At 72.7% G+C, this 21,934-nt stretch carries 20 protein-coding genes; 8 read left to right on the top strand and 12 right to left on the bottom strand.

The features are described 5' to 3' along the window. The first annotated feature begins 7 nt into the window (after positions 1–7). From ACMCNO_RS16020 to ACMCNO_RS16000, 5 genes are read left to right on the top strand one after another with little or no spacing between them, the layout of a single operon-like run. The gene (locus ACMCNO_RS16020) at positions 8–1,219 is read left to right on the top strand and encodes a hypothetical protein (protein WP_412750235.1); all 1,212 of its coding nucleotides are present in this window, start codon (positions 8–10) and stop codon (positions 1,217–1,219) included. After that, positions 1,216–3,450 carry a tetratricopeptide repeat protein gene (locus tag ACMCNO_RS16015; protein ID WP_412750234.1) on the top strand — a complete coding sequence of 745 codons (2,235 nt, stop codon included), beginning with the start codon at positions 1,216–1,218 and terminating at the stop codon, positions 3,448–3,450. The genes ACMCNO_RS16020 and ACMCNO_RS16015 overlap by 4 nt, the downstream gene beginning before the upstream one ends. Positions 3,451–3,470: 20 nt before the next feature. Continuing rightward, the gene (locus ACMCNO_RS16010) at positions 3,471–4,610 is read left to right on the top strand and encodes a PP2C family protein-serine/threonine phosphatase (RefSeq protein ID WP_412750233.1); all 1,140 of its coding nucleotides are present in this window, start codon (positions 3,471–3,473) and stop codon (positions 4,608–4,610) included. 11 nt (positions 4,611–4,621) lie between these two features. Beyond that, entirely contained in the window at positions 4,622–5,887 is a 1,266-nt protein-coding gene (locus tag ACMCNO_RS16005) for a VWA domain-containing protein (protein WP_412750232.1), read from the top strand. Next, positions 5,884–6,564, top strand: coding sequence for an FHA domain-containing protein (locus ACMCNO_RS16000; RefSeq protein WP_412750231.1), 681 nt, complete (start codon positions 5,884–5,886; stop codon positions 6,562–6,564). The genes ACMCNO_RS16005 and ACMCNO_RS16000 overlap by 4 nt, the downstream gene beginning before the upstream one ends. Before the next feature lie 9 nt (positions 6,565–6,573). On the opposite strand, the gene ACMCNO_RS15995 is transcribed toward ACMCNO_RS16000, so the two are convergent. The 3 genes from ACMCNO_RS15995 to ACMCNO_RS15985 form a co-directional block, all read right to left on the bottom strand. Further along, entirely contained in the window at positions 6,574–7,032 is a 459-nt protein-coding gene (locus tag ACMCNO_RS15995; RefSeq protein WP_412750230.1) for a carboxypeptidase-like regulatory domain-containing protein, read from the bottom strand. After that, positions 7,032–7,625: an RNA polymerase sigma factor gene (locus ACMCNO_RS15990; RefSeq protein WP_412750229.1), complete on the bottom strand. Its 594-nt coding sequence runs from the start codon at positions 7,623–7,625 to the stop codon at positions 7,032–7,034. The genes ACMCNO_RS15995 and ACMCNO_RS15990 overlap by 1 nt, the downstream gene beginning before the upstream one ends. A gap of 90 nt (positions 7,626–7,715) precedes the next feature. Then, the gene (locus ACMCNO_RS15985) at positions 7,716–9,077 is read right to left on the bottom strand and encodes a S8 family peptidase (protein ID WP_412750228.1); all 1,362 of its coding nucleotides are present in this window, start codon (positions 9,075–9,077) and stop codon (positions 7,716–7,718) included. A gap of 100 nt (positions 9,078–9,177) precedes the next feature. Between ACMCNO_RS15985 and ACMCNO_RS15980 the strand changes: the two genes are divergently transcribed. Both ACMCNO_RS15980 and ACMCNO_RS15975 read left to right on the top strand, forming a co-directional pair. Next, a complete protein-coding gene (locus ACMCNO_RS15980) occupies positions 9,178–11,778 on the top strand; it encodes a CHAT domain-containing protein (RefSeq protein ID WP_412750227.1) in 2,601 nt (866 codons plus the stop codon). Positions 11,779–11,829: 51 nt separating this feature from the next. Continuing rightward, positions 11,830–12,489, top strand: a complete 660-nt coding sequence (locus ACMCNO_RS15975; RefSeq protein WP_412750226.1) for an adenylate/guanylate cyclase domain-containing protein — start codon at positions 11,830–11,832, stop codon at positions 12,487–12,489. A gap of 39 nt (positions 12,490–12,528) precedes the next feature. On the opposite strand, the gene ACMCNO_RS15970 is transcribed toward ACMCNO_RS15975, so the two are convergent. Continuing rightward, positions 12,529–15,306, bottom strand: coding sequence for a DEAD/DEAH box helicase (locus ACMCNO_RS15970; RefSeq protein ID WP_412750225.1), 2,778 nt, complete (start codon positions 15,304–15,306; stop codon positions 12,529–12,531). Positions 15,307–15,383: 77 nt separating this feature from the next. On the opposite strand from ACMCNO_RS15970, the gene ACMCNO_RS15965 reads away from it, so the two are divergent. Continuing rightward, entirely contained in the window at positions 15,384–16,136 is a 753-nt protein-coding gene (locus tag ACMCNO_RS15965) for an HAD family hydrolase (protein ID WP_412753715.1), read from the top strand. A gap of 32 nt (positions 16,137–16,168) precedes the next feature. Here the strand turns inward: ACMCNO_RS15965 and ACMCNO_RS15960 are convergent, their stop codons facing one another. The 8 genes from ACMCNO_RS15960 to ACMCNO_RS15925 form a co-directional block, all read right to left on the bottom strand. Next, positions 16,169–16,420, bottom strand: coding sequence for a hypothetical protein (locus ACMCNO_RS15960; protein WP_412750224.1), 252 nt, complete (start codon positions 16,418–16,420; stop codon positions 16,169–16,171). Between the two features lie 66 nt (positions 16,421–16,486). Beyond that, positions 16,487–17,365, bottom strand: coding sequence for a diacylglycerol/lipid kinase family protein (locus tag ACMCNO_RS15955; RefSeq protein WP_412750223.1), 879 nt, complete (start codon positions 17,363–17,365; stop codon positions 16,487–16,489). A 124-nt stretch (positions 17,366–17,489) separates the two neighbouring features. After that, positions 17,490–17,870, bottom strand: coding sequence for a hypothetical protein (locus ACMCNO_RS15950; protein WP_412750222.1), 381 nt, complete (start codon positions 17,868–17,870; stop codon positions 17,490–17,492). A 363-nt stretch (positions 17,871–18,233) separates the two neighbouring features. Continuing rightward, positions 18,234–19,196 (bottom strand): twin-arginine translocase subunit TatC, encoded by a 963-nt coding sequence (gene tatC, locus ACMCNO_RS15945; protein ID WP_412750221.1) that lies wholly within the window; start codon positions 19,194–19,196, stop codon positions 18,234–18,236. A 9-nt stretch (positions 19,197–19,205) separates the two neighbouring features. Further along, positions 19,206–19,517 (bottom strand): Sec-independent protein translocase subunit TatA, encoded by a 312-nt coding sequence (gene tatA / locus ACMCNO_RS15940; RefSeq protein ID WP_412750220.1) that lies wholly within the window; start codon positions 19,515–19,517, stop codon positions 19,206–19,208. Positions 19,518–19,612: 95 nt separating this feature from the next. Next, on the bottom strand, positions 19,613–19,855 hold the full coding sequence (locus ACMCNO_RS15935) for a hypothetical protein (RefSeq protein WP_412753714.1): 243 nt from the start codon (positions 19,853–19,855) through the stop codon (positions 19,613–19,615). A 12-nt stretch (positions 19,856–19,867) separates the two neighbouring features. Next, positions 19,868–20,866, bottom strand: a complete 999-nt coding sequence (locus ACMCNO_RS15930) for a helix-turn-helix transcriptional regulator (RefSeq protein WP_412750219.1) — start codon at positions 20,864–20,866, stop codon at positions 19,868–19,870. Then, the gene (locus ACMCNO_RS15925) at positions 20,863–21,864 is read right to left on the bottom strand and encodes a helix-turn-helix transcriptional regulator (RefSeq protein WP_412750218.1); all 1,002 of its coding nucleotides are present in this window, start codon (positions 21,862–21,864) and stop codon (positions 20,863–20,865) included. The genes ACMCNO_RS15930 and ACMCNO_RS15925 overlap by 4 nt, the downstream gene beginning before the upstream one ends. Between the last annotated feature and the right edge of the window lie 70 nt (positions 21,865–21,934).

Genomic DNA, 21,934 nt, shown 5'->3' with positions numbered 1-21,934 from the left:
ACCGGCGATGACCGCACCGCCCGCCGAACTGCTGGCCCGCGCCGACACCGAGCTGCGCCGCCTGGAGGCCGCCGCCACCGCCGTGGCCGCGAACCTGGTCGACCTCGACGACAACACCGCCCGCAAGGAGCTGGACGGCACCCGGCTCACCGGCGCCACCGCCGCCGCGTGGGCCGACGCCACCACCGCCCTGACCCAGCTGTGGGACGGCTACGGCCTGCTCACCGCGCTGACCACCGGCGCCCGGGCGGCCCGCGACGCGCGCCGGTTCGGCGACGCCGAGAAGGCCGCGTACGTGGAGCAGGTGCTGGGCCGTTCGATCACGCTGTCGGTCGCCACGGTGCCGCTGGCCCAGCGCGGCCTGCTCGGCGCCGGGCAGGTCAGCACGACCTGCACCCCGGCGGAACTGCTGGCCGCGATGGAGGCGGCGTTCGCGACCGTGGTGGACGTCGCCACCCGGGCCGGACAGGTGTGGCAGCGGCTGCTGCCCCGCGCCGCCGAACTCGCGGCCACGCTCGACCAGGTCCGGGCGCTGGCCGGACCGGCCGGTGGCGCCGCCTTGGACGAGGCCGACCGGCGCCTCGGCGACGTCACGGCCGCCCTGGCCACCGATCCGCTGGGCTGCGACGAGAACGGGCTCACCGCGGTCCGGGCGCTGATCGACCGCGCCGACGCCGAACGCACCTCGGCGGCGGAGCTGCGCGAGGCCCTGACCCAGCGGCTGGCCGACGCGCACGCCCTCGCCGGGGAGCTGACCGAGGCCGGGCGGGCCGCACAGGCCGCCGCGGACGAGGTCTCCGGCCGGTTCGCGGACGCCGACCTCGCCGCAGTCACCGGCCTGGGACCCGACCTGGGACCGGACCTGGCGGCGATCGACGCGCTGGCCGCGGCCGGGCACTGGTCGCTGCTGAGCCCACGGCTGGCCGACTGGAACCGCCGCGCCCGGCACCACCTGAGCGCACTGCGCGACGCGGCCGGGCACAACGGCGGCCTGCTGGCCGCCCGCAACGAGCTGCGCGGACGGCTCGACGCGTACCAGGCCAAGGCGGCACGGCGCGGCGCCGCCGAGGACCCCACGCTGACGCCGCTGGCCGAGGCCGCCCGGGCGGCACTGTGGACCGCGCCGTGCGACCTCGACGCCGCGCGCACGGCGGTCACCGCGTACCAGAACGCGGTCGCCGCGCTCACCGCCACGCACACCAGGGATGGCCAGCTATGACGTGCCCACGCGACTGCACCGGGACGATCGAGGACGGCTACTGCGACACCTGCGGGATGGCCCCGCCCGCCACGCCCCGGGCCGCGGGCACCGGGGCGACCGCGCTGCCCGCCCAGCGCACCGCCACCGCGCCGTCGGTGCGCACGGGGGCGCTGTCCACCCGTACCGGTGGGTCCGGGCGCACCGGCAGCACCAGCGGCAGCCGGCGCCGGCGCTTCGGGGGCGGCCTGGTCGACGTGGCCCCGCTGCCCCCGCGGGATCCGTCGACCGCGGTGATGGCGGTCGCGCAGGTGCCGGAGGACAAGCGGTACTGCGCGAAGTGCGGCAAGCCGGTCGGGCGGGCCCGCGGCGAGCGCCCCGGGCGCACGTCCGGGTTCTGCCCGTCCTGCGGCGAGCCGTTCGACTTCACCCCCAAGCTGTCCAAGGGCGACCTGGTCGGCGGGCAGTACGAGGTGGTCGGTCCCCTGGCGCACGGCGGCCTGGGCTGGATCTACCTGGCCGTGGACAAGAACGTCTCCGACCGGTGGGTGGTGCTCAAGGGCCTGCTGAACTCCGGCGACGAGGACGCGCTGGCCGCCGCGGTGGCCGAGCGGCGCTTCCTCGCCGAGGTGGAACACCCCAACATCGTTAAGATCTACAACTTCGTCGAGCATGACGGCGCGGGCTACATCGTCATGGAGTACGTCGGCGGCGAGTCCCTCAAGAGCCTGCTCAAGGCCCGGATGCAGGCCAACGCGGGCAGTACCGACCCGCTGCCGGTCGAGCAGGCCCTCGCGTACGTGCTGGAGATCATGCCCGCGTTCGGCTACCTGCACGACCGCGGCCTGATCTTCTGTGACTTCAAGCCCGACAACGTCATCCAGACCGGCGACCAGGTCAAGCTCATCGACCTTGGCGGCGTCGTGCGCGTCGACGACCTGGACTCCGCGATCTACGGCACGGTCGGCTACCAGGCTCCCGAGATGGCCACCGCCGGGCCGTCGATCCAGTCGGACCTGTACACGATCGGGCGTACCCTCGCGGTGCTCACCACGGACTTCCGCGGCTACCAGAGCACGTACGCCGACAGCCTGCCGGATCGCGAAGCATTCGCGGTGTACCGGCGCAACGAGTCGTTCTACCGGCTGCTGCAGCGGGCCACCCGCACCGATCCGGCGGACCGGTTCGTCGACGCGGCCGAGATGAGCGAGCAGCTGCTCGGCGTGCTGCGCGAGGTCCTCGCCGCCGGCGGCACGCCGCACCCGGCGCCGTCGCGGCTGTTCACGAGCGAACTACGCACCGACACCCGCGCGGACGAACCGGACTGGCGGTTCCTGCCCGCCCCGCTGATCGACCTCGCCGACCCGGCCGCCGCCTTCCTCGCCTCGGTCACCGTGACCGACCCGCAGGAGGTCCTCACGCTGCTCGGCAAGGCCCCGGAGAACACCATCGAGGTGCAACTGCGGGCGCTGCGGGCGCTCATCGACCTGGGCGCGGCCGGATCCGGCCCGGACGCGTTCGCGGACGCGCGGACGATGCGCGACACGATCGCCGCGGGCGCCGCCGCGGACTGGCGGCTCGCCTGGTACGACGGGGTGCTGGCGCTGGCCAGCGGCGACACCGCCCAGGCGGTCGCCCAGTTCGACGCGGTCTACTCGGCGCTGCCCGGGGAGCTGGCGCCCAAGCTGGCTCTGGGGCTGGCGTACGAGATGGCCGGGCAGCCGGGCGACGCCGCGGCCCGCTACGACGTGGTGAGCCGCACCGATCCGGCGTACACGACGGCGGCGGCCGGGCTGGCCCGGTGCCGGCTCGCGGCGGGTGACCGCAACGGGGCCGTGGAGGCGTACAACCGGGTGCCGGGCACCTCGTCGGCGTACCACAGTTCCCAGGTCGGCGCGGTACGCGCCCTGGTTCGCCCGCACGCGGGCGCCGCCGCGGACGTGAGCGCGCTGGCCGCCGCGGCGGCGCTGATCGATCGGCTGGAGGTGGAGGCGGCGCAGCTCGCCGCGCTGCGCGCCGAGTTGCTGGAGCAGGCCCTGCAGGCGCTGGCCGGTGGCGCCGCCGTACCGGCGGGGGTGTTGGGCGGCGCCGTGGCCGCGACGCCGGGCGGCGCGAACGGCGCCGTCGCGGAGCGCGATGTGCGGTTCGCGCTGGAGGCCGCGTACCGCGAGGTGGCACACGCGGCGCACGGCGCGGAGAAGATCCGCCTGGTGGACCTGGCCAACGCGGCGCGTCCGCGGACCCGTACGTGATGTCCGAGGAGGCAACCCGCGTGACCGTCACCGAATGCATGTCCTGTGTGGACGAACGCGGCGCCGGAGCCGCATTCTGCGAGGAGTGCGGCCGGCCGCTGACCGCGGCGGGCGTGCTCGGCTCATCAGGCGTGCTCGGATCATCAGGTGTGCTCGCTTCATCAGGCGTGCTCAGTCCATCGGGCGTGCTCAGCCCATCGGGCGGGGCAGACGGTGTCACGGGGGCCGACCGGGCGTGTCCGGCGTGCGGCACGCCCGGCGCCATCGGTGCGGACGGCTACTGCGGGCACTGCGGGATGCTGGCCGGGCGTCCCCGCGACCACCTCGAGTCCGTCGCGGGTGCGGCCGCCGCGGTCACCGACCGGGGCCGACGCCACCACCGCAACGAGGATTCGGTGTTCCTGGGGGGCACCGCGGCCGGCATCGACGCCGTGGTCTGCGACGGGGTGTCCGCCTCGTTCGACCCGGACGTGGCGTCCGAGCTGGCCACCGAGACCGCCGGGCCATTGCTGAGCGCGGGCACGCAGCCCCTGCCCGAACGCATCGCGACGGCACTGTCCTCGGCCGCCACGGCCGTCGCCGCGCTGGCCCGTACCGGGGATCCGCGGCGCGCCGCCTCCAACCCGGCCTGCACGATCGTGGCGGCGTGCGTGCGTGGCGCCGAGGTCGGGTACGGCTGGGTCGGCGACAGCCGCGCGTACTGGCTGCCCGCGTCCGGCGACATCGTGGCGCTGACCGAGGACGACTCGTGGGCCATCCACGCCATCGCGCTGGGCGCCGACCCGCAGGCCGCGTGGCGCGACCCCAAAGCGCACGCCATCACCGCGTGGCTGGGCGCGGACGCCGGGCCGGTCACGCCGCGCACCGGCGGATTCACCGCGCCCGGCCCCGGGCACCTCGTGCTGTGCAGCGACGGGCTGTGGAACTACCTGCCCGAGCCCGCGGCGTTCGGCGACACCGTGCGCGCCCATCTGGCCGCCGGGGCCGGTGCCGCGCACCCGCTGCTGGCCGCGGCACGGTCGCTGACCGCGTTCGCCAACGAGGCGGGCGGCGCGGACAACATCACGGTCGCGCTGGTCCCCGTCGACCCCGCCGCGACCGCTACCCTCGTCCCCCACCAGCCCACCGCCGCCACCGTCGAACCCATCACCGCGTCCTGAAGGAGAGGCCCGTGCCGTACACCGCCGAGGCGTTCCAGAACGAGTTCCTCTCGCTGGGCGCCACCGAGGTCAACGCGATCGTGACGGTCGCCTCGACCGGCAGCGAGGGTGGCCGGCGCACCGCCGGCGCCACCGAGATCATCATCGTGGACGCGTCCGGCTCGATGCAGGCCGAAGGCCGGATGGCGGCCGCCCGGCAGGCCGCCAAGGCGGCGATCGAATGCCTCGACGACGGCGTCCACTTCGCCATCATCGCGGGGGTGAGCACCGCACAGCAGCTGTTCCCCGCGCCCGGCCAGCTCGCGGTCGCGTCGCCGCAGAGCCGGGCCGACGCGGTCCGCTCGATCGACCGCCTGCAGGCCAACGGCGGCACGGCCATGGGCGCCTGGCTCAGCCTGGCGGCTCAGCTGTTCGCCCAGCGCCCCGGCGACATCGCGCACGCCATCCTGCTCACCGACGGCGAGAACGGCGAGTACCAGGGCTATCTGGAACAGGTGCTGCAGCAGATCGCGGGCAAGTTCCAGTGCGACTGCCGGGGCGTGGGGACCAACTGGCAGGTCTCCGAGCTGCGCAAGATCGCCACGGCGCTGCTGGGCACGGTCGACATCGTCGCCCGCCCCGCCGACCTGACCGCCGCGTTCGAGCAGATGATGACCGCCGCGATGGGTAAGACCAGCGCGGACGTGCAACTCAAGGTGTGGACCCCGGTGAACGCGGCCGTCCGCTTCGTCAAGCAGGTCGAGCCGGAGGTCGTCGACCTGACCGGCAAGCGCACCGAGGACGGGCCCCGCGCGGGGCGCTACCCGCTCGGGTCGTGGGGCGCCGAGAGCCGCGACTACCACGTCTGCGTGGACGTGACCGCGGGCGCGGCCGGCGACGAGATGCTGGCCGCCCGGGTGTCCGTGGTCGAGGGCGACGACGTGCTCACCCAGTGCCTGGTGCGCGCGGTGTGGACCGAGGACACCGCGCTGTCCACCCGGATCAACCGGCAGGTGGCGCACTACACCGGGCAGGCCGAGCTGGCCGAGGCGATCCAGGCCGGGCTGGAGGCTCGCAAGGCGGGCGACGACCGTACGGCCACCCTGAAGTTCGGCCGGGCCGCGCAGCTCGCCCACGCCAGCGGCAACAAGGCCACCGAGGAACTGCTGGCCACGGTGGTCGACATCGAGGACCCGGCGACCGGTACGGTCCGGCTGCGCCGCAAGGTCGAGGCGGCCGACGAGATGGCGCTGGACACCCGCTCCACGAAGACGGTCCGGGTGGGGCGCGCGCAATGACGACGTACACCTGCCCGAAGGGCCACCCGTCCAGCACGGACGACTTCTGCGACACCTGCGGCGCGCGGATCGGCGGCACCGTACCCGTCGCGTCGCCCGCCTCCGCGCCCCCGGCACCCGCCGCCGCGCCCACCGCGGCCCCGGCGCCGGGGCGCGGCGCCCCGTGCCCGAACTGCGGCACCCCGCGCACCGCGATGTGGCGCTTCTGCGAGGACTGCGGGTACGACCACAACACCGGCAAGGTGCCCGACCTGGAGACCCCACCGGCGGCGCCGCGCCCGGCGGGGCAGTGGACCGCGACGGTGTCCGCGGACCGGGGGTATTTCGACGCCAACGCGATCGAGGGGGTGGAGTTTCCGGAGCACTTCCCCGAGCGCCGCTTCCCGCTGCCCACCCCCCAGGCCCGGATCGGCCGGAAGAGCACGTCGAAGGGGACCGACCCGGAGATCGACCTGTCCGCGGCCCCGCTGGACCCGGGCGTCTCGCACAGCCACGCCCTGCTGACGGTCAACATCGACGGCGGCTGGCTCGTGTCCGACCTGGGCTCGACCAACGGCACGTACGTCAACGACGAGGCGACGCCGTTGAAGGCCGGTCAGAGCCGCACGCTCGGCGACGGCGACCGCGTGCAGGTCGGCGCGTGGACGACCATCACACTGCACGCGCCCACCACGTAGGCACGAACGTCAGACGCTGATCCACTCCGTGGCGACCTGGCGACCCGCCACGGAGCACTCGATGCGGATCGGGCCGGGCCGGGTGGCCGGGAACGTGAAGCAGCCGACCTCGTCCGCGGTGGTCTCGGCCACCGGCCCGGCCACGGTGAACAGCCGTACCGTCGCCGGTTCCGGCGGGATGAGCTGGCCCTCGATGCCCGCGTCGGACAGTTCGATCTCGACCCGCAGTTCGTCGCGCCCGAACACGAGGTTGCGGGCGGCGCTGGGCTGCGGGCCGCGTACGCCGACGGTCTGATCCACGTAGGAGTCATAGAGCAGGGCGGCGAGCTCCCGGTCCGGGTCGGCGGTCTGCCAGGCCCGTACCGCGCTGGCCGCCGCCACGACCTGGGCCTCGATCGGATCGGGATGCAGTGCGTCGCGGACGTCGAGGAACAACTCCTCGTCGTCACTCCAGTTGCGCCAAGGCATCACGGACACCTCCCGGTGTGTGCGGATTCGTCTTCCCCGAGGTACGCCCGGACGGCGTCCGTGTCGCGCAGTTTGCCCAGCACGCGGCTGCGCATCGGGCCGATGCTGCCGATCGGCACCCCGAGCACCCGGCTGATCTCCTGGTACGAGTACGGCGGGTCCGCGGTCAGCATCAGCAAGAGTTCCCGCTGCTGGGGTGCTAGTTCCCCGAGCCCGTCCAGCAAAACCTGGCGGCGTTCGGCGGCGATCAGCAGCTCGTCGATCTCGGGGCTGTCGGAGCGGTCCAGCGCGGGCATGGTCTGCGGGTCCACGGCCACGTTACGGCCGTTGGTGCGCAGGTACCGCTCACATTCGTGCCGGGTGGTGGTGGTCAGCCAGCCCGGCAGGGCGGACGGCTCGCGCAGCTGGCCCAGATGTTCGACCAGACGCAGCCAGACGAGCTGGCTGACATCCTGAGTGTCGGCCGGCGACAGCCGGTAGTGCCGGATCACGTACGCCACCAGGCCGGCGAACCGGCGGACGATCTCGTTCCACGCGTCCTCGTCGCGCTCGACACTGGCCTTGACGAGAGCCGGTAGCTCCCACTCCAGCATGTCTGCCATCTTGTCCCCGCTTCGTCACGTCGCCGGACGGCGGTTGCCGGGCCGCCCGGTGTCACGTCGCGGCCCGTTTGCCGGGTCGCCTCATCCGATTCCCTGCAGGATCCGCATCGCCTTGCCGAAGCCGACGACCGCCTTGCCGCGCATGTCGAGCAGGTCCACCGCGTCGCGCGGCGAGACGTTCTGCTCGGCGACGATGCGGGCCACCGCCCCGGCGATCTGGGGTGCGGCGAACGAGGTGCCGCTCCACACCGCCGTCGCGTCCGGGCCGAACGTGTCCGGCTCGGGATCGAACAGCGGCGACTCGGCACCTTCGGGATACACCGAGCGGATGCCCTCACCCACCGTGGAGAAGCGCACCGCGCCGTAGCTGGACCAGGACGCGGGCGACAGGTACGCGGTCAGCCCGGCGACCGCCTCGACGCCGTCGAGCGCGGCGGGCCAGACGATCCCCCGGTCGCCGTAGTTACCCGCGGCGGCGACGATCACCTTGTTGAACCGGCCCTTGCTGTCGCGCCCGGCCTCGGCGTGCACCGTCTCGACGGCCTGCTGCATGAGCAGCGGCGGCTGGTCGTCGAGGGTCTTGCCGCCCAGCGACAAGTTGATGATCTCCGCGCCGTCCCGGTGTGCCTGCACGATCGCGGCGGCGATGTCGTCGTCGGTGGCGAAGCCGTCCGTGTCGGCCGCACGGTACACCTTGATGTCCGCGGTCGGCGCGACCCGCTGCACCACCCCGGCCACGAACGTGCCGTGCCCGGCCTCGTAGTCGAGGAAGCCGTCCCCGCCGCGGGGCAGCACGTCGAGCAGGTCCAGGTTGTCCTTGGTGCGCGTCACGTCGCCGAGCCAGTGGTCCGTGCGGACCTTCTCCTCGATGCCGGTGTCGATCACCGCGACCGGTGGCCGCGGCCCGGGTCCGCCGTCGCCGGGTGCGTTCGGGATGCGGTAGTTCGCGAAGTCGCCCAGCGAGGGCGCATTCTCCGGGCCGCCGACGCCCTTGCCGACCGCGGCCATCGAGGCGATGTAGTTCGGGTGGGCGGCGATGTCCTGCACGCCGAGTCCGTCGATGATCCGGGCCAGCTCCGCCCGCCCGGCCGCGAACCGGCGCAGCCGCACATGGTCGCCGACGGACTGGTCGTCGTAGTCCTGCACCAGCGCACCGGCGGCACCCCGGGCGAGATCTTTCGCCGAGATCAGCAGCTCACCGCGGGCCAGCAGGCTGGGCGCACCGTCGCGGCGCAGCGCCACCTCGATCTGGGCGCGCTGCGGGTCGCTCGACCGGCGCCCGATCAGGATGCCGAGCAGCCGGCCCTCGGCGGACGGCCGGGTGTCGGCCAAGCGGACCACCTGCTGGGCCACGATGGTACGCAGGCGCACCAGCTCGGAGCCGTAGGATTCCGGATAGTCGCCCTCGAAGGCATAGCCCAGGGGCGCATCGGTCAGATTCATAGCGGTTCCTGGCCTTTGTGATAGATCGGCACAGCGACGGGCGGTCGCACGCGCGGTGGAGATGGAACCCTCAGTGGAACAAGAGACGCCTGACGACCTTGTGATACACGCTAGGCGAGTTCATGAGGGCGTAATAGCGGATCCCCGACGCTTTGGGCCCATCGCCGCCGAACTCGTCCGAACGGTACGCCGTTCCGGCCCGCCCGAGGCGCTGGCGCTCGCGCTGCGCGCGCACGCCTGGGCGGAGCGGGCCCGGCTGGCCGCCGCCCCGGCCCGCCAGCTCCTCGACGAGGCCGCCCGGATCGCCCGCCGGCACAAGCTGCAGCACGTCCTGGCGGACGTCCTGATGAGCCGCGCCGCGGTCAACCAGGAGCTGGGCCGCCTCGACAGCGCCCAGCACGACCTCGACGCCGCGGAGCCCCTGGTCGCCCCGGACCGGGCGGTCGAGCTGACCTTCCAGCGGGCCGTCCTGCAACAGAACATCGGCCAGCTGGCGCCCGCCGCCGCCGCGTACCGAGAGCTGCTGTCCGGCCCCGGCACCCCCGCCCGCACCAGGGTCATCGCAGGCAACAACCTGGCCATCATCGAAGCCCAGTACGGCCGCCACGCCGAGGCACTCCGCCGCCTCGACGACGCCGGAACCCTCGCCCACGAGGTCGGGCCCGCCCTGGTGGCCATGGTGATCGAGACCCGGGCGTGGGCGACGGTCCACGCGGGCCGCCTCGCCGACGGGGTCCGGCTGTTCGAGGACGCGGCGCACGCGTTCGAGGCGGCCGGGCTACCCCTGGGCGAGCACTACGTGGAGTACGCGGACGCCCTCATGGACCTGCGGCTCATCCCGGAGGCCACGGCCGCCGCGCGCTCCGCCGCCGAACAGTTCGAACGGCACGGAGTACCGCTGATGGGCGCCGAGGCGGAGCTGCGGGTCGCCCAGCTCGCCCTGCTCACGGGTGACCCGCGGGAGGCCGAGCAGGCCTCGGCCGTCGCCGCACGCAGCTTCGACCGGCAGGGGCGTCGCGCGTGGAAGGCCAGGGCCGCCCTGGTGCACGCACAGGCACGGCTCGACGCGGGCCGCGCGACCGCCGACGACCTGCGCGCGGCCCGCCGGGTCTGCCGCACCCTGGAGGATCAGGGCACCTGGGCGTACGCGGTCGGCGCGTACGACATCGCGGGGCGCATCGCTGCCGCCCTGGGGCGCCGCCGGGAGGCCGTCGCGGCGCTGCAGCACGCGGTCGAACTGGCCCGGCGCAGCCCCGTACTGATCCGGATGCGCGGCAGCGTGGCCGGGGCGACCGCCGCGGCGCTGCTCGGCGACGACGCGGGGGTGCTGACGCACTGCCGGCGCGGCCTCGCCGATCTCGCCCGGCACCGCACCGCCCTGCCCTCGGTCGAACTGCGGGCGCTCGCCTCCGGGCACGGCGCCGAGCTGGGCCAGCTCGGGCTCGCGGTGATGGTCCGCGGTGGCTCACCGCCGCGGGTGCTGGACTGGATGGAACGCACCCGGGCCGCCGCGCTGCTGGCCGTGGAGCCGCCCGGCGGCACGGACGTGGCGGATCTGGAGGCGCTGCGCGGCATCCACGCCGAACTCGAGGGGCTGGCCACGGGCGAGCGCACGGTCGGCCTGCGCGACCCGCTGCTGGCCCGGCAGAAGGCCATCGAGGACCGGATCCGGCGCACCAGCTGGCGGCGCCGTACGGACAACCGGCAGGTCACCGCCACGATCCGGCCCGCCCGGCTGCGCGCCGCCCTCGACGGCCGGGTCCTGGTCGAGTACGCCGTGCTGCACGACGACATCGTCGCGGTGGTGGTGGAGCCGCGGCGCAGCCGCCTCGTCGCGCTCGGGCCCAGCGCGCCCGTGCTGGAGCAGGTCCGGGCGCTGTTCTTCGCGCTGCGCCGGCTGACCCGGGCCCTGCCGGAATCGTCGCTGGACGCCGCCCGCCTCAGCGCGGACGTGCGCGTCGCCAAGCTGCGCGAGCTGCTGCTGGCGCCGCTGAGCGTCGCGGCCGACGCCGAGCTGGTCGTGGTGCCCGCCGGGCAGCTGCACGGCATCCCGTGGTCGTCGCTGTGGGACGCGCCGGTGTCGCTGGCTCCTTCGGCGGCGCTGTGGACCCGCACCCGCGAGGCGGCCCTCGCGCACCCGGGGCCGGGCCCCACCGTGCTCGTCGAGGGCCCGAGCCTGCCCGGCGCCACCACCGAGGTGCAACTGCTGTCCGAACGCTACCCCGGCGCGGTGACCATCGCGCCGCCCGACAGCACCACGCAACGGGTCCTGCGCCAGCTCGACGGCGCCGACCTGGTGCACCTGGCCTGCCACGGCTGGCTGCGCTCGGACAACCCGCTGTTCTCCTCGCTGGTGCTCAGCGACGGGCCGCTGACCGTGCAGGAGTTGCACAACAGCGGGGTCGCCCCGCACCGGCTGGTGCTGGCGTCCTGCCAGTCCGGTGCGGATGTCAGCTACGCGGGCGACGAGGTGGTCGGGTTCATCAGCTCCCTGCTGGCCCGGGGCACCGCCGGGGTGGTCGCCAGCGTGGCTGCCGTCCCGGACGTGGCCGCCGTGGACCTGATGGTCGCCCTGCACGAACAGGTGGCCACCGGCCGTACGCTGGCGCACGCGCTGCACACCGCGCGGGCCGCTCTGGACCCCACGGACCCGGCGGCGTACGTCAACTGGTGCACGTTCAGCGCGTACGGAGCAGCCTAAACGCTGACCCCGGTGATGTATCACCACTGAATGCCAGAACTCTGACTCAACGTGGATGTCGTTCAGCAGCACCACCTCGACCACGCGACGGGACACCGGCGCGACGCAGCCGTGCTGTTCGCCGATCTCTCGGGCTTCAGCAGGCTCGTCGAGACCGTCGAGCCGGAGATCGTCTACCAGGTGGTTCAGCCGCTCATGGACGACCTCGTCGACATCGCCCGCCACCACGGCGGCGAGATCCAGCAGATCATGGGCGACGGCTTCATGTGCGTCTTCGGCCTGCACGCGACGCAGGGCGACGAGGCCGAACGCGCGGTCGCCGCCGGGCTCGAACTCGTGGCGTCGGGCGGCGCCCGGCTGGGCCTGCCGTCGGTCCATGCCGGGGTGGAAACCGGTGAAATCTACGTGACCGGCTCCTGGCCCCCGGCCGGCTACGGCGTCTGGGGACGCCCGGTGAACCTCGCGAGCCGACTGTGCGATCTCGCCGGGCCGGGCGAGCTGCAGATCGGGCCACACGCGTTCGCCCAGGTCCGGCGCCTGTTCGGACCGGTACGCGCGGCGCGGACCCGGCTCAAGGGGGTCACCACACCCGTGCTGACGCGCCGGATCTCGCCGCAGCACCTGCCCCAGCAGGCCAAGGCGGAACGCAGCTCCGGCGCACCCAGCCGCGAGTGCTGTCAGCGGGGCCACGAAATGATCGACGCGGCGTAGCGCCGCGACTCACCACTGCGCAGCGTCCACACCGCACGGTCACAGCGTCGGCTGGTGGGCCAGCACCCCCCGGTTGACCGCCCCGATCGCCCGGCGGGCGGTGTCGCGCACCGCAGGCGACGCACCGGAGGCGTCCTTGAGCTGGCCGAGCAGGTCGAGCACCTGCCGCGCCCAGCGGACGAAGTCACCGGCGGGCATGTCCTGGTCGTAGTTGGAGCCGCTGGCCAGCACCTTGGCCAGCGGCTCGCCGCGGGCCCACCGGTACATCGGCCAGACGAACCCGAGGTCCGGTTCGCGGGTCAGCGACAGGCCACGCGCGGCCTCCGTGGATTCGATCTCCGACCACAGCTTCACGCAGGCGTCCACCGCGGCCGTGGCCGGCCCCTTGGGCATCGAGGCCCGCTCGTCACCCTCGCGGCGCGACTCGTACAGCACCACGGACACGGCGGCGGCCAGTTCCTCGGGGGCCAGGCCCTCCCACACGCCCTGGCGCAGGCACTCGGCGACCAGCAGGTCGGCCTCCGTCCAGATCCGGGCCAGCATCCGGCCCGCGTCGGTGACCTCCCCGTCCGGGCTCAGGTAGCCCCGATCGGCCAGCACCGCGCAGACCTGGTCGAACGTGCGGGCCAGCGAACCCGTCCGGCCCGCCACCCGGGCCCGCAGCCCGTCGTTGTCGCGCTGCAGCCGGTGCCGCCGCTCCGCCCACCGGGCATGGTCCTCCCGTTCGGGGCAGGCGTGGCAGGGGTGCTGACGCATCCGGACCTTGAGCAGCGCGATCTCCGCGTCCTCGCCGTTGCCGCCGCCACGGTTGCGGGCACGCCGGCCACCGCCGTGCCGGTCGAGCCCGGTGGCGCTGATCGAGGACGCCAGATCCCGCCGGGCCGCCGGCGAACGGTGGTTGAAATGCTTCGGCACCCGGATGCGCTCCAGCACGTCCACCGCCCCGGGGAAGTCCGCCGGGCTGACCCGCCCGGCCCAGCGGTCCTGGGTGAGCACCAGCGGGCGCGGCTCGCCGAACCCGCCCGTGCCCGGGTCCAGCACCACGGCCAGCCCGGCCCGGCGGCCCTGGGGCACCCGGATCACGTCACCCACCCGCAGCGCCTCCAGCGACGACACCGCGGCCGCGCGCCGCTGCGACGCGCCCTGCCGGGCCAGGGCCCGCTCCCGCTCGGCGATCGCCACCCGGATCGCGAAGTACTCCTCGAAGTCGCCGTGGTGGCAGGTCTCCTCCGCCCCGTACGACTCGATGATCTCGGTGTTGCGCTGCACCTGGCGGGCCAGCCCCACCACCGAGCGGTCCGCCTGGAACTGCGCGAACGAGGACTCCAGCAGCTCCCGGGCCCGCTCCGCCCCGACCGTGCCGACCAGGTTGGCCGCCATGTTGTACGAGGGCCGGAAGCTGGAGCGCAGCGGATACGTCCGGGTGGAGGCGAGCCCCGCGACGTGCCGGGGATCCACCTCGGGACTCCACAGCACCACGGCGTGCCCCTCGATGTCGATGCCGCGCCGCCCGGCCCGGCCGGTGAGCTGGGTGTACTCCCCCGGGGTGAGGTCGACATGGGCCTCGCCGTTGAACTTGACCAAGCGCTCGAGCACGACGCAACGAGCGGGCATGTTGATGCCCAGGGCCAGCGTCTCGGTCGCGAAGACCGCCTTGACCAGGCCGCGTACGAAACACTCCTCGACCGCCTCCTTGAAGGCGGGCAACATCCCGGCATGGTGCGCCGCGATGCCGCGCTCCAGGCCGTCCAGCCACTCCCAGTACCCGAGGACGGACAGGTCCTCGGCCGGGATGGCGGCGACCCTCGCCTGGGCGATGTGGCGGATCTCGGCCCGCTCGTCCGGGCTGGTCAGGCGCAGACCGGCGGCGAGGCACTGCTGCACCGCGGCGTCGCAGCCGTTGCGGCTGAAGATGAACAGGATCGCGGGCAGCAGCCCGGCGCGCTCCAGCCGGTCGACCACCTCGGCGCGGGCGGTCGGCAGCCACCGGCGCTGGCGGGGGCCGCGGCCTCCGTAGCCGCCGCCGGCCCGGTCACCGAGCTCGAGCCGGCGCATCATCTCCCGGGTGTAGCGCAGCAGCTCGGGGTGCACGTCGTGCTTGCGGGCCGCGTCGGGGTCGTGGAACAGGTCGAACATGCGTTTGCCGACCAGCATGTGCTGCCACAGCGGGACGGGCCGATGCTCGCTGACCACCACCTCGGTCTGCCCGCGCACCGTGACCAGCCAGTCGGCGAACTCCTCGTAGTTGCTCACCGTGGCCGACAAGGACACCAGCGTCACCGACGCGGGCAGGTGGATGATCACCTCTTCCCAGACCGCGCCACGGAACCGGTCGGCGAGGTAGTGCACCTCGTCCATCACGACGTACGCCAGCCCGCGCAGGCTGGCCGACCCCGAATACAGCATGTTGCGCAGCACCTCGGTGGTCATCACCACCACCGGGGCGTCGCCGTTGATCGCGTTGTCGCCGGTCAGCAGGCCGACCTTGTCGGCGCCGTGCCGCTCGACGAGGTCGTGGTATTTCTGGTTGGACAGCGCCTTGATCGGGGTGGTGTAGAAGCACTTGCGCGGCGCCCCGACAGCGGCCTCCGCCCGCAGCGCCAGGTGCACCGCGAACTCCCCCACCACGGTCTTGCCCGCCCCGGTGGGCGCGCACACCAGCACCCCGCTGCCACGCTCCAGCACCTCGCACGCCTGCCGCTGAAAGTCGTCGAGGTCGAAGCCGACATCGAGCATGAAATCGTCGAGGGCGGGAAACTGCGCCGCGCGGGCCGCCCGCCGCTTCGACTCCGCATACCGTTCGGCGGGGCTCGTCATGGGTCCCAGGCTAATTCGTCCGTGTGACAAGTACCGAGCGGCGGTTGGCGGCGGGCGCGTCCCTCCCGGTCGGTATCGTGCACGGCGTGCCGGACTTGCGCGACTCGACCCGTCAACCGCCGGAATCCCCGCGCCGCCAGGTCGACGCTGTCCTGTTCGACTTCCACGGCACCCTCGCGCAGGTCGAGGACCCGGTGGCCTGGGTGATCGCGGCCGCCACGGCGTGCGGCACCTCCCTGGACCGGGGCCGCGCCACCGGGCTGGCCGACCGCCTGGTGATGGCGGGCCGGGCCGGGGGCCCGGTGCCGCACCGGGTGCCGCCCCACCTCGCGGAGCACTGGGCGGACCGGGATCTGTACGAACACAGCCACCGCGCGGCGTACACCGGCCTGGCGCAGACCGTGAGCACCGACGTCGAGGGCCTGGCCGACGCCCTGTACGAGCGGCTGCTCGGCCCCGACGGCTGGCTTCCGTACGCGGACACCGAGCCGACCCTGCGCACCCTGCACGACGCCGGGATCAAGGTGGCCGTGGTCAGCAACATCGGCTTCGACATCCGGCCGATCTTCGCCGCCTGGGGGCTCACCGATCTGATCGATGCGTTCGTGCTGTCGTACGAGGTGGGCCGCTGCAAGCCCGATCCGGCGATCTTCCTGCGCGCCTGCGGGATGCTCGGCGCCGACCCGGAACGCACCCTGATGGTGGGCGACACCCCCGCCGATGCCGGGGCGGTCAAGGCGGGCTGCGCGGCGCTGGTGCTGCCCGCGGCCGAGCCGGGCCACGCCAACGGGCTCAGCGCCACCCTGGCACTCGCGGGCTGCTCCATCTGACCGGCCCGGGTGGCCGAAGTGCCAGCGGGATCTCAGAGGTAGATGTCGACGACCGTGCCGAGGGTTGCCCACGGATCGTGCGCCGGAACCTCGGCCCGCGGGCCGCTGGCAGCCGCGTCGGCGACCCCGCCGGGCTCGCCGCGCCGAGCCGGCGCCTGAGTTGTGGCAGGCGAGGCCGCGCCCGCCGGAGATCCGGCGGGCGCGGAGGTCGGCGTTGCGGAGCCGGAGGGTGCCGGGACAGGCGGCGCGGTGACCGTGGCCGGGCTGACCGATCCGATCGACATCTCACTCCTTCGCGGCGGGTACTGCCCGTACCCTTCGGTGGCCGCGCCGATCCCCTGACGCCGTGCTCAGCGGAGCAACCGCAGTGCACCGGGTACGCAGCCCACCCGCAGCGGAAGCGGCCCGACCCGCTCCCCGTCGGCGTAGCCGACGATGCCCTCCGCGTCGATGCGCACCTCGCGGGCGCGGTAGCAATGCACCCGGGGATCCGTTATGTGGGTGCCACGACGCAGCCGCGGCTTTAGGCGCGCCAGCGTGACCCTGCTCAACGGGTCCGCCACAACGATGTCAAGTAGGCCGTCCGCCAGGTCAGCGTCCGGACAGATCCGCATCCCGCCGCCGTAGCTCGGACCGTTGCCGACCGCGACCAGCACGCTGGCGAACCGGTGCACCTCTGAGTCGAGTTCCAGCGTGTAGGCCCGCGGCCGCAGTCGTGCCAGTTCCAGCGCCACGGCAAGGTCGTAACGACGCGGCCCTTTGGGCCAGCGCATCCGATTGGCGCGCTCGTTGACGATCGCGTCGAATCCAGTGGCGAGCACCGCACCGAACCAGCGGCTGTCGCCTTCCGCGTCAATCATTCGGGCCAGATCGACGCGGGTCTGCCGCCCGTTACGCAGGGCTCCGGCGATGGCGTTTGCCGCAATCCGGGGTTCCGGGGAAATATCGACCGCGGTCGCGAAGTCATTTCCCGTGCCGAGGGGGACGACACCCAGGGCTACCGGAGTGCCCGCCACCGCTTGCAGCGCCAGGTGCAGCGTGCCATCCCCACCAAGGGCCACCAGCGCGGCAGCGCCGTCGGCAACGGCCTGGTTGCAGGCGACCGCGGCCTCGGCCCGGCTGCCAGCCTGCAGCAATTCACACGGCCGCCCAGAGGACCGGAGCGTTTCAATAACGTCGGAAATCAGGCGGCGGTGCCGGCCGCGCCCTGCAACGGGATTGGCCAGCACCGCGATCCTGTTACCTGTCACAGTTGCGAAGACTACTCATTCCACTCAAGCATCCGACGTGGAACGGAGATCTCACGCAACGGTCAGCGCACCGGAGGCGATGTCGGAGAATTCCTCACCCGTCTCAGGCGTCCTTCCACGGCAGACAAATACCCATGTAGTCCGAACAAACCTGAATCTTTGCAACCTTGCTTGTACTTCCGACCCGCTTGATGCCGCAGCCGGCCTTTGCGCCATTGCCGTCACCAACCGTGCCAAAGGAACCGTTACGCAGTTCGTACTTGACATAGAAGCCCGCCCCATCAGCATTGACGTCGCAGGCGTCCACGATCTCATGCTGGTCGCGCACCTGCCCATATCCGCAACGCTGGTTGAGCGGGTTGTTGCCACAGCCCCACGGCCCTTCAACCCGAAGGTCGTGCGCATAGGCAGGCGTCGCCGCAAGTCCAACGATCACGGAGGCACCGGCGAACGAGACAGCAAGTCGCTTGAAAAGCTTGGACACAATTCTCCTCGAATTGGCTCGAAAGGTAGCGGCGAATCAAAGTATCACGGCCTCACTCTTGCTTGACGTGTCATGATTTGTGATCGATTGACCCACCGTGGAAGTGGCATTTCACACACAACAAATCTTAATTAGATAGTCTCGAAAATTCGCGGGCGGTCGCGATAACCCGACAAGGCACTGCGTCGAAACATGACATCCAGTGCAAAGAATGCAATTCGAACTGCCCTGAATTGACGACGCCGCATCCCCAACCGAAGGCAGGGGAAGGGGGTGGGTTCAAAAGGTCGGCGAGGTTCGGAAAGCCGGCCGAGCCGGCCCCCTTGTCAGCGGCCACCGCCGCACCTGACCAGAAACTCGAGGTCAGGTTACGTCGTCGAAGTGGTCCGTCAGCGGCAATGGCTGCGACACCGGACTGGGCTTCTCGATCGGCGCGGGTGCGTCGATCGGGTCACTGGCACCAATCGGCTGCTGCTCTTCCTCCATCGGCGAGAGTTCGTTGTCGTCCAGGCTCCCGTACATCGGCTCGCCCCGACCTCGGCGCCGGTCGTTCAGGAATGCAACACCCACGGCGAGGAAGTACAGCAGCGACATGCAGGCGGCCAAGAGGGTCATTCCGAACGGCCCTGGGTCCGGGGTGGCCACGGCGGCGAATCCGAAGGACAGAAACACTACGATGCGCCACCAACTGAGCAGCCGCTTCGCCGACACCACACCGGTGAAATTGAGCATCAGCAGGATCAGCGGAAACTCGAACGCCACACCAAACAGCAGCAGCATGGTCGTCACGAAGTCCACGTAGGCGACGACCTCGAGCTGCTGAGACTGCCGGAGGACACCGGCCTCCATGATGAACCTCAGGCTGTGCCCGACCACAAAATAGGCGAGCACCGCGCCACCCATGAACAACGGCGCCGCGATCCCGACGAAGATGTACGCCCACTTGCGTTCATGCCGGTGCAGACCGGGGGCAACGAATGCCCATAGCTGGTAGAGCCAGACCGGAGCACCGACAACAAGCCCGACCCACAGCGCGATCTTCAGCCTGAGAACCAGCGAGTCGGTGGCGCCGAGGGTCAGGAACCGACACTCGGGTACACCGAACTTGTTCGGCACCCACGAGCTGTCCAGGTCGCAGTAGGGTCCGCTGAGAAGGTGGAAGACCCAGTCGGAGACGAGGAAGCCGACGATCAGGCCGGCGACGAGGCCCAGCGACGCCCAGAACAGGCGGTTACGCAGCTCCCGTACGTGCTCGAGCAGCGTCATGGAGCCGTCGGCGGCCTTGGCGAAGGTGCTGGGCCCCCGACGGCGCAGGGTCAGAGCCATGCCGGGCGGTCAGCGGTCGTTGGTGCGCTGAACCGGGTCGACGAACGGCTGCTGCGGCTGCTGGTAACCCTGGGGCTGCTGCTGGCCGCCCGCGGCGCCGGGCTGGTGGATCTCCGTGGGGTGCAGCGGCTGGCGCGCCTGCTGGGGCTCGGCCTTCTCCGCGAGGTTGTTGTCCTCGTCGATGAGGCCCTTCGTCTCCGCCTTGATGATCCGCAGCGACCGACCCAGCGAGCGCGCCGCGTCGGGCAGCCGCTTCGCACCGAACAGCAGCAGAATGACGGCCGCGAAGATCAGAAGGTGCACTGGCTTGAGGGCGCCCATGGTGGTGACTCCAGTCGGTGGGACAACGGTCCTGGCAGTATGCCGGATCTATGGTACGTGCAGATTCTTCGCATGGCCCCGGCCGGACGTCTGGTTTATCCGCGTCCGGCCTTGATCGACTCGGCCCGGCGCTGGAGCTGCTCCGCCTGCTGCTGCACGTCGGCGACCGTACGCTGCAGCGTCAGCGCCTTCTCCTGCAGCTTGGCGGCCTCCTGCTGGCGCCGCTGGAGCCGCACCGCGGCCCGCTGCAGCCCGGCCAACCGGCCACCGAGGGAGAACAGGGCCGCTCCGAGGACAAGCACCGCGACGAGGACGACCAGACCCCAGATCAGCCACATCACCCCGTCAGCCTAGCGGGCGGCCCGCGGCGGCGCGGGATGAGGCGCGGCGTACTGATCCAGAGCCGTCGCGGCCTGCGCGCGGATCCGGTCGACCAGCTCCGGCGGGCCGAGCACGGTGACGTCGGCGCCGAGCCCGAGCAGCAGCCGCTGCGCCCAGCCCAGATCGGTGACGCGCATCGCCACCACCCACCCGCCGCCGTCGCGGCGCACCTCCTCGACCGGGTAGTACTCCGTGATCCACCGGCCGCCACGGCCCACCCGGACGGTGACCAGCGGCAGGTCGCCGCTGGGGTGGAACACCCCGCCGGTGACGTCGTGCGGGACCGCCTGCGCGGGCGGCGCGGCACGCTCCGCCAGCTCGGCGAATGCGTCGATGCGGTCGATGCGGAACAGCCGGGTCGCCTCGGCGCGGCGGCACCACGCCTCCAGGTATCCGCGGGCACCCACCATGAGCACCCGCATCGGATCGACGACGCGCTCGGTGGTCTCGTCGCGGGCCGCGGTGTAGTAGGTCAGGCGCAGGGCGCGCCCGCCTTCCACCGCCGAACGGATCGCGTCGAGACGTTCGGCGTTGGCGGGCAGCCGCACCGCGACCGGCGCGTCGGCCAGGTCCCCGGCCGCCCCCTCGATCTTCGCGAGGGCCCGCTCGACGGCGTCCCGGTTGCCGGTGCCCGGCGTCTCGGCCAGCATCCGCAGCGCCACGACCAGGGCCAGCGCCTCGTCCTGGGTGAGCCGCAGCGGGCGGTCGATGCCCGCGTCGTAGGTGATGGTGACCCGGTCACCGTCGAACGCCATGTCGATCAGGTCCCCCGGGCCGTACCCGGGCAGGCCGCACACCCACAGCAGTTCCAGATCCTCGCGCAGCTGGCGTTCCGTGACCCCCAGGTCGGCGGCTGCCTCGGCGACCCGGATCCCGGGCCGGGCCAGCAAATACGGCACCAGGTTGAGCAGCCGGCCCAGCCGGTCGGCGGACGCGCGGTGTGCCGGTGTGCGCGGCTGAAGCGTCACGTCGACACCCCTGCCGGGCGGGCGACGCCCTCGTGCCGGGCGACGACCTCCTTGAGCTGCTGGATGACCGCCTCCCGCAACTCCGGCGGGTCCTCGACGCGCACGTCGGCGCCGTAGCCCACCAGGGTCGCGGCCAGCCGCTCGACATCCGCGTACGCGATGGTGAGCCGGTCGCCGCCCGGGCCGGGCTCGGTGTGCTCGGCCATCCGCCGCAGCCCGGCGGCGCGGCCGGTCCGGGCCAGGACAATCGCCCGGCCGGTGTGCACCACCGGACCGGACCACCGGGCGACGTGGCTGATCAGGTCGACGTCCGGGGGTGGGGTGAAGACGCCGGTGCGGCCGACGGCACGGACGTTGCCGACGATCCGGGACAGCCGGAAGCACCGGGTGGCGTCGCGGTCCCGGTCGTGGCCGACCACATACCACCGGCCCTGCCAGCAGACCACGCCCCACGGTTCGAGGTGGCGGGTGGCCGCCGTGTCGTTCTCCGGGGCCCGGTAGTCGAAGGTGACCGCCCGCCGGTCGCGGGCCGCGGCGGTCAGCGGGCCGAACGACGGGTCGACCGTCACGACGGGTTCCACGCCGAGGGTGGCCTGCGGGTCGACGTCGACCCCGGCGGCGCGCAGCTTCGCCAGGCCCGAGGAGGCGGCGGCGGCCAGCCCGGCGTGCTGCCACAGCCGGGCGGCGATGCCGACCGCCGCGGCCTCGTCCGGTTCGAGAGGGATGTCCGGCAGGGCGTACTCGCGGTGCGCGATCCGATAGCCCGGTTCACTGTCGAAGGCGCTGGCCGTGCCGGTCTCCAGCGGCACCCCCAGCTCGCGCAGCTCCGCCTTGTCCCGCTCGAACTTGCGCTGGAACGCCTCGTGGTCTCGCGGATCGGCCGGGTCGTGCTCGTAACCGGGCACGGTCGCGGCGATCTGCGCGGCGGTCAGGAACCGTCGCGTGGACAGCAGACAGATCACCAGGTTCACCAGGCGTTCGGTACGGGTCCGCGACACGGCAGAAACGCTAGCAGCCTCGACGGAGGTTGGCGGTACACGCCGAGTCCGGTTCCCAGCCCGCCCCGGC

Origin of the sequence: Krasilnikovia sp. M28-CT-15, from assembly GCF_047159595.1 — a bacterium.
In the GTDB taxonomy this organism is placed as follows: Bacteria; Actinomycetota; Actinomycetes; order Mycobacteriales; family Micromonosporaceae; genus Actinoplanes.
The sequence above is the reverse complement of the archived record's forward strand: the minus strand, read 5'-3'. Positions and strand labels throughout refer to the sequence as shown.

Coding starts and splice junctions, on each gene's coding strand:
- ACMCNO_RS16020 (WP_412750235.1), top strand. CDS start 8: ATGACCGCACCGCCCGCCGAACTGCTGGCCCGCGCCGACACCGAGCTG.
- ACMCNO_RS16015 (WP_412750234.1), top strand. CDS start 1,216: ATGACGTGCCCACGCGACTGCACCGGGACGATCGAGGACGGCTACTGC.
- ACMCNO_RS16000 (WP_412750231.1), top strand. CDS start 5,884: ATGACGACGTACACCTGCCCGAAGGGCCACCCGTCCAGCACGGACGAC.
- ACMCNO_RS15995 (WP_412750230.1), bottom strand. CDS start 7,032: ATGCCTTGGCGCAACTGGAGTGACGACGAGGAGTTGTTCCTCGACGTC.
- ACMCNO_RS15990 (WP_412750229.1), bottom strand. CDS start 7,625: ATGCTGGAGTGGGAGCTACCGGCTCTCGTCAAGGCCAGTGTCGAGCGC.
- ACMCNO_RS15985 (WP_412750228.1), bottom strand. CDS start 9,077: ATGAATCTGACCGATGCGCCCCTGGGCTATGCCTTCGAGGGCGACTAT.
- ACMCNO_RS15970 (WP_412750225.1), bottom strand. CDS start 15,306: ATGACGAGCCCCGCCGAACGGTATGCGGAGTCGAAGCGGCGGGCGGCC.
- ACMCNO_RS15960 (WP_412750224.1), bottom strand. CDS start 16,420: ATGTCGATCGGATCGGTCAGCCCGGCCACGGTCACCGCGCCGCCTGTC.
- tatC (WP_412750221.1), bottom strand. CDS start 19,196: ATGGCTCTGACCCTGCGCCGTCGGGGGCCCAGCACCTTCGCCAAGGCC.
- tatA (WP_412750220.1), bottom strand. CDS start 19,517: ATGGGCGCCCTCAAGCCAGTGCACCTTCTGATCTTCGCGGCCGTCATT.
- ACMCNO_RS15935 (WP_412753714.1), bottom strand. CDS start 19,855: ATGTGGCTGATCTGGGGTCTGGTCGTCCTCGTCGCGGTGCTTGTCCTC.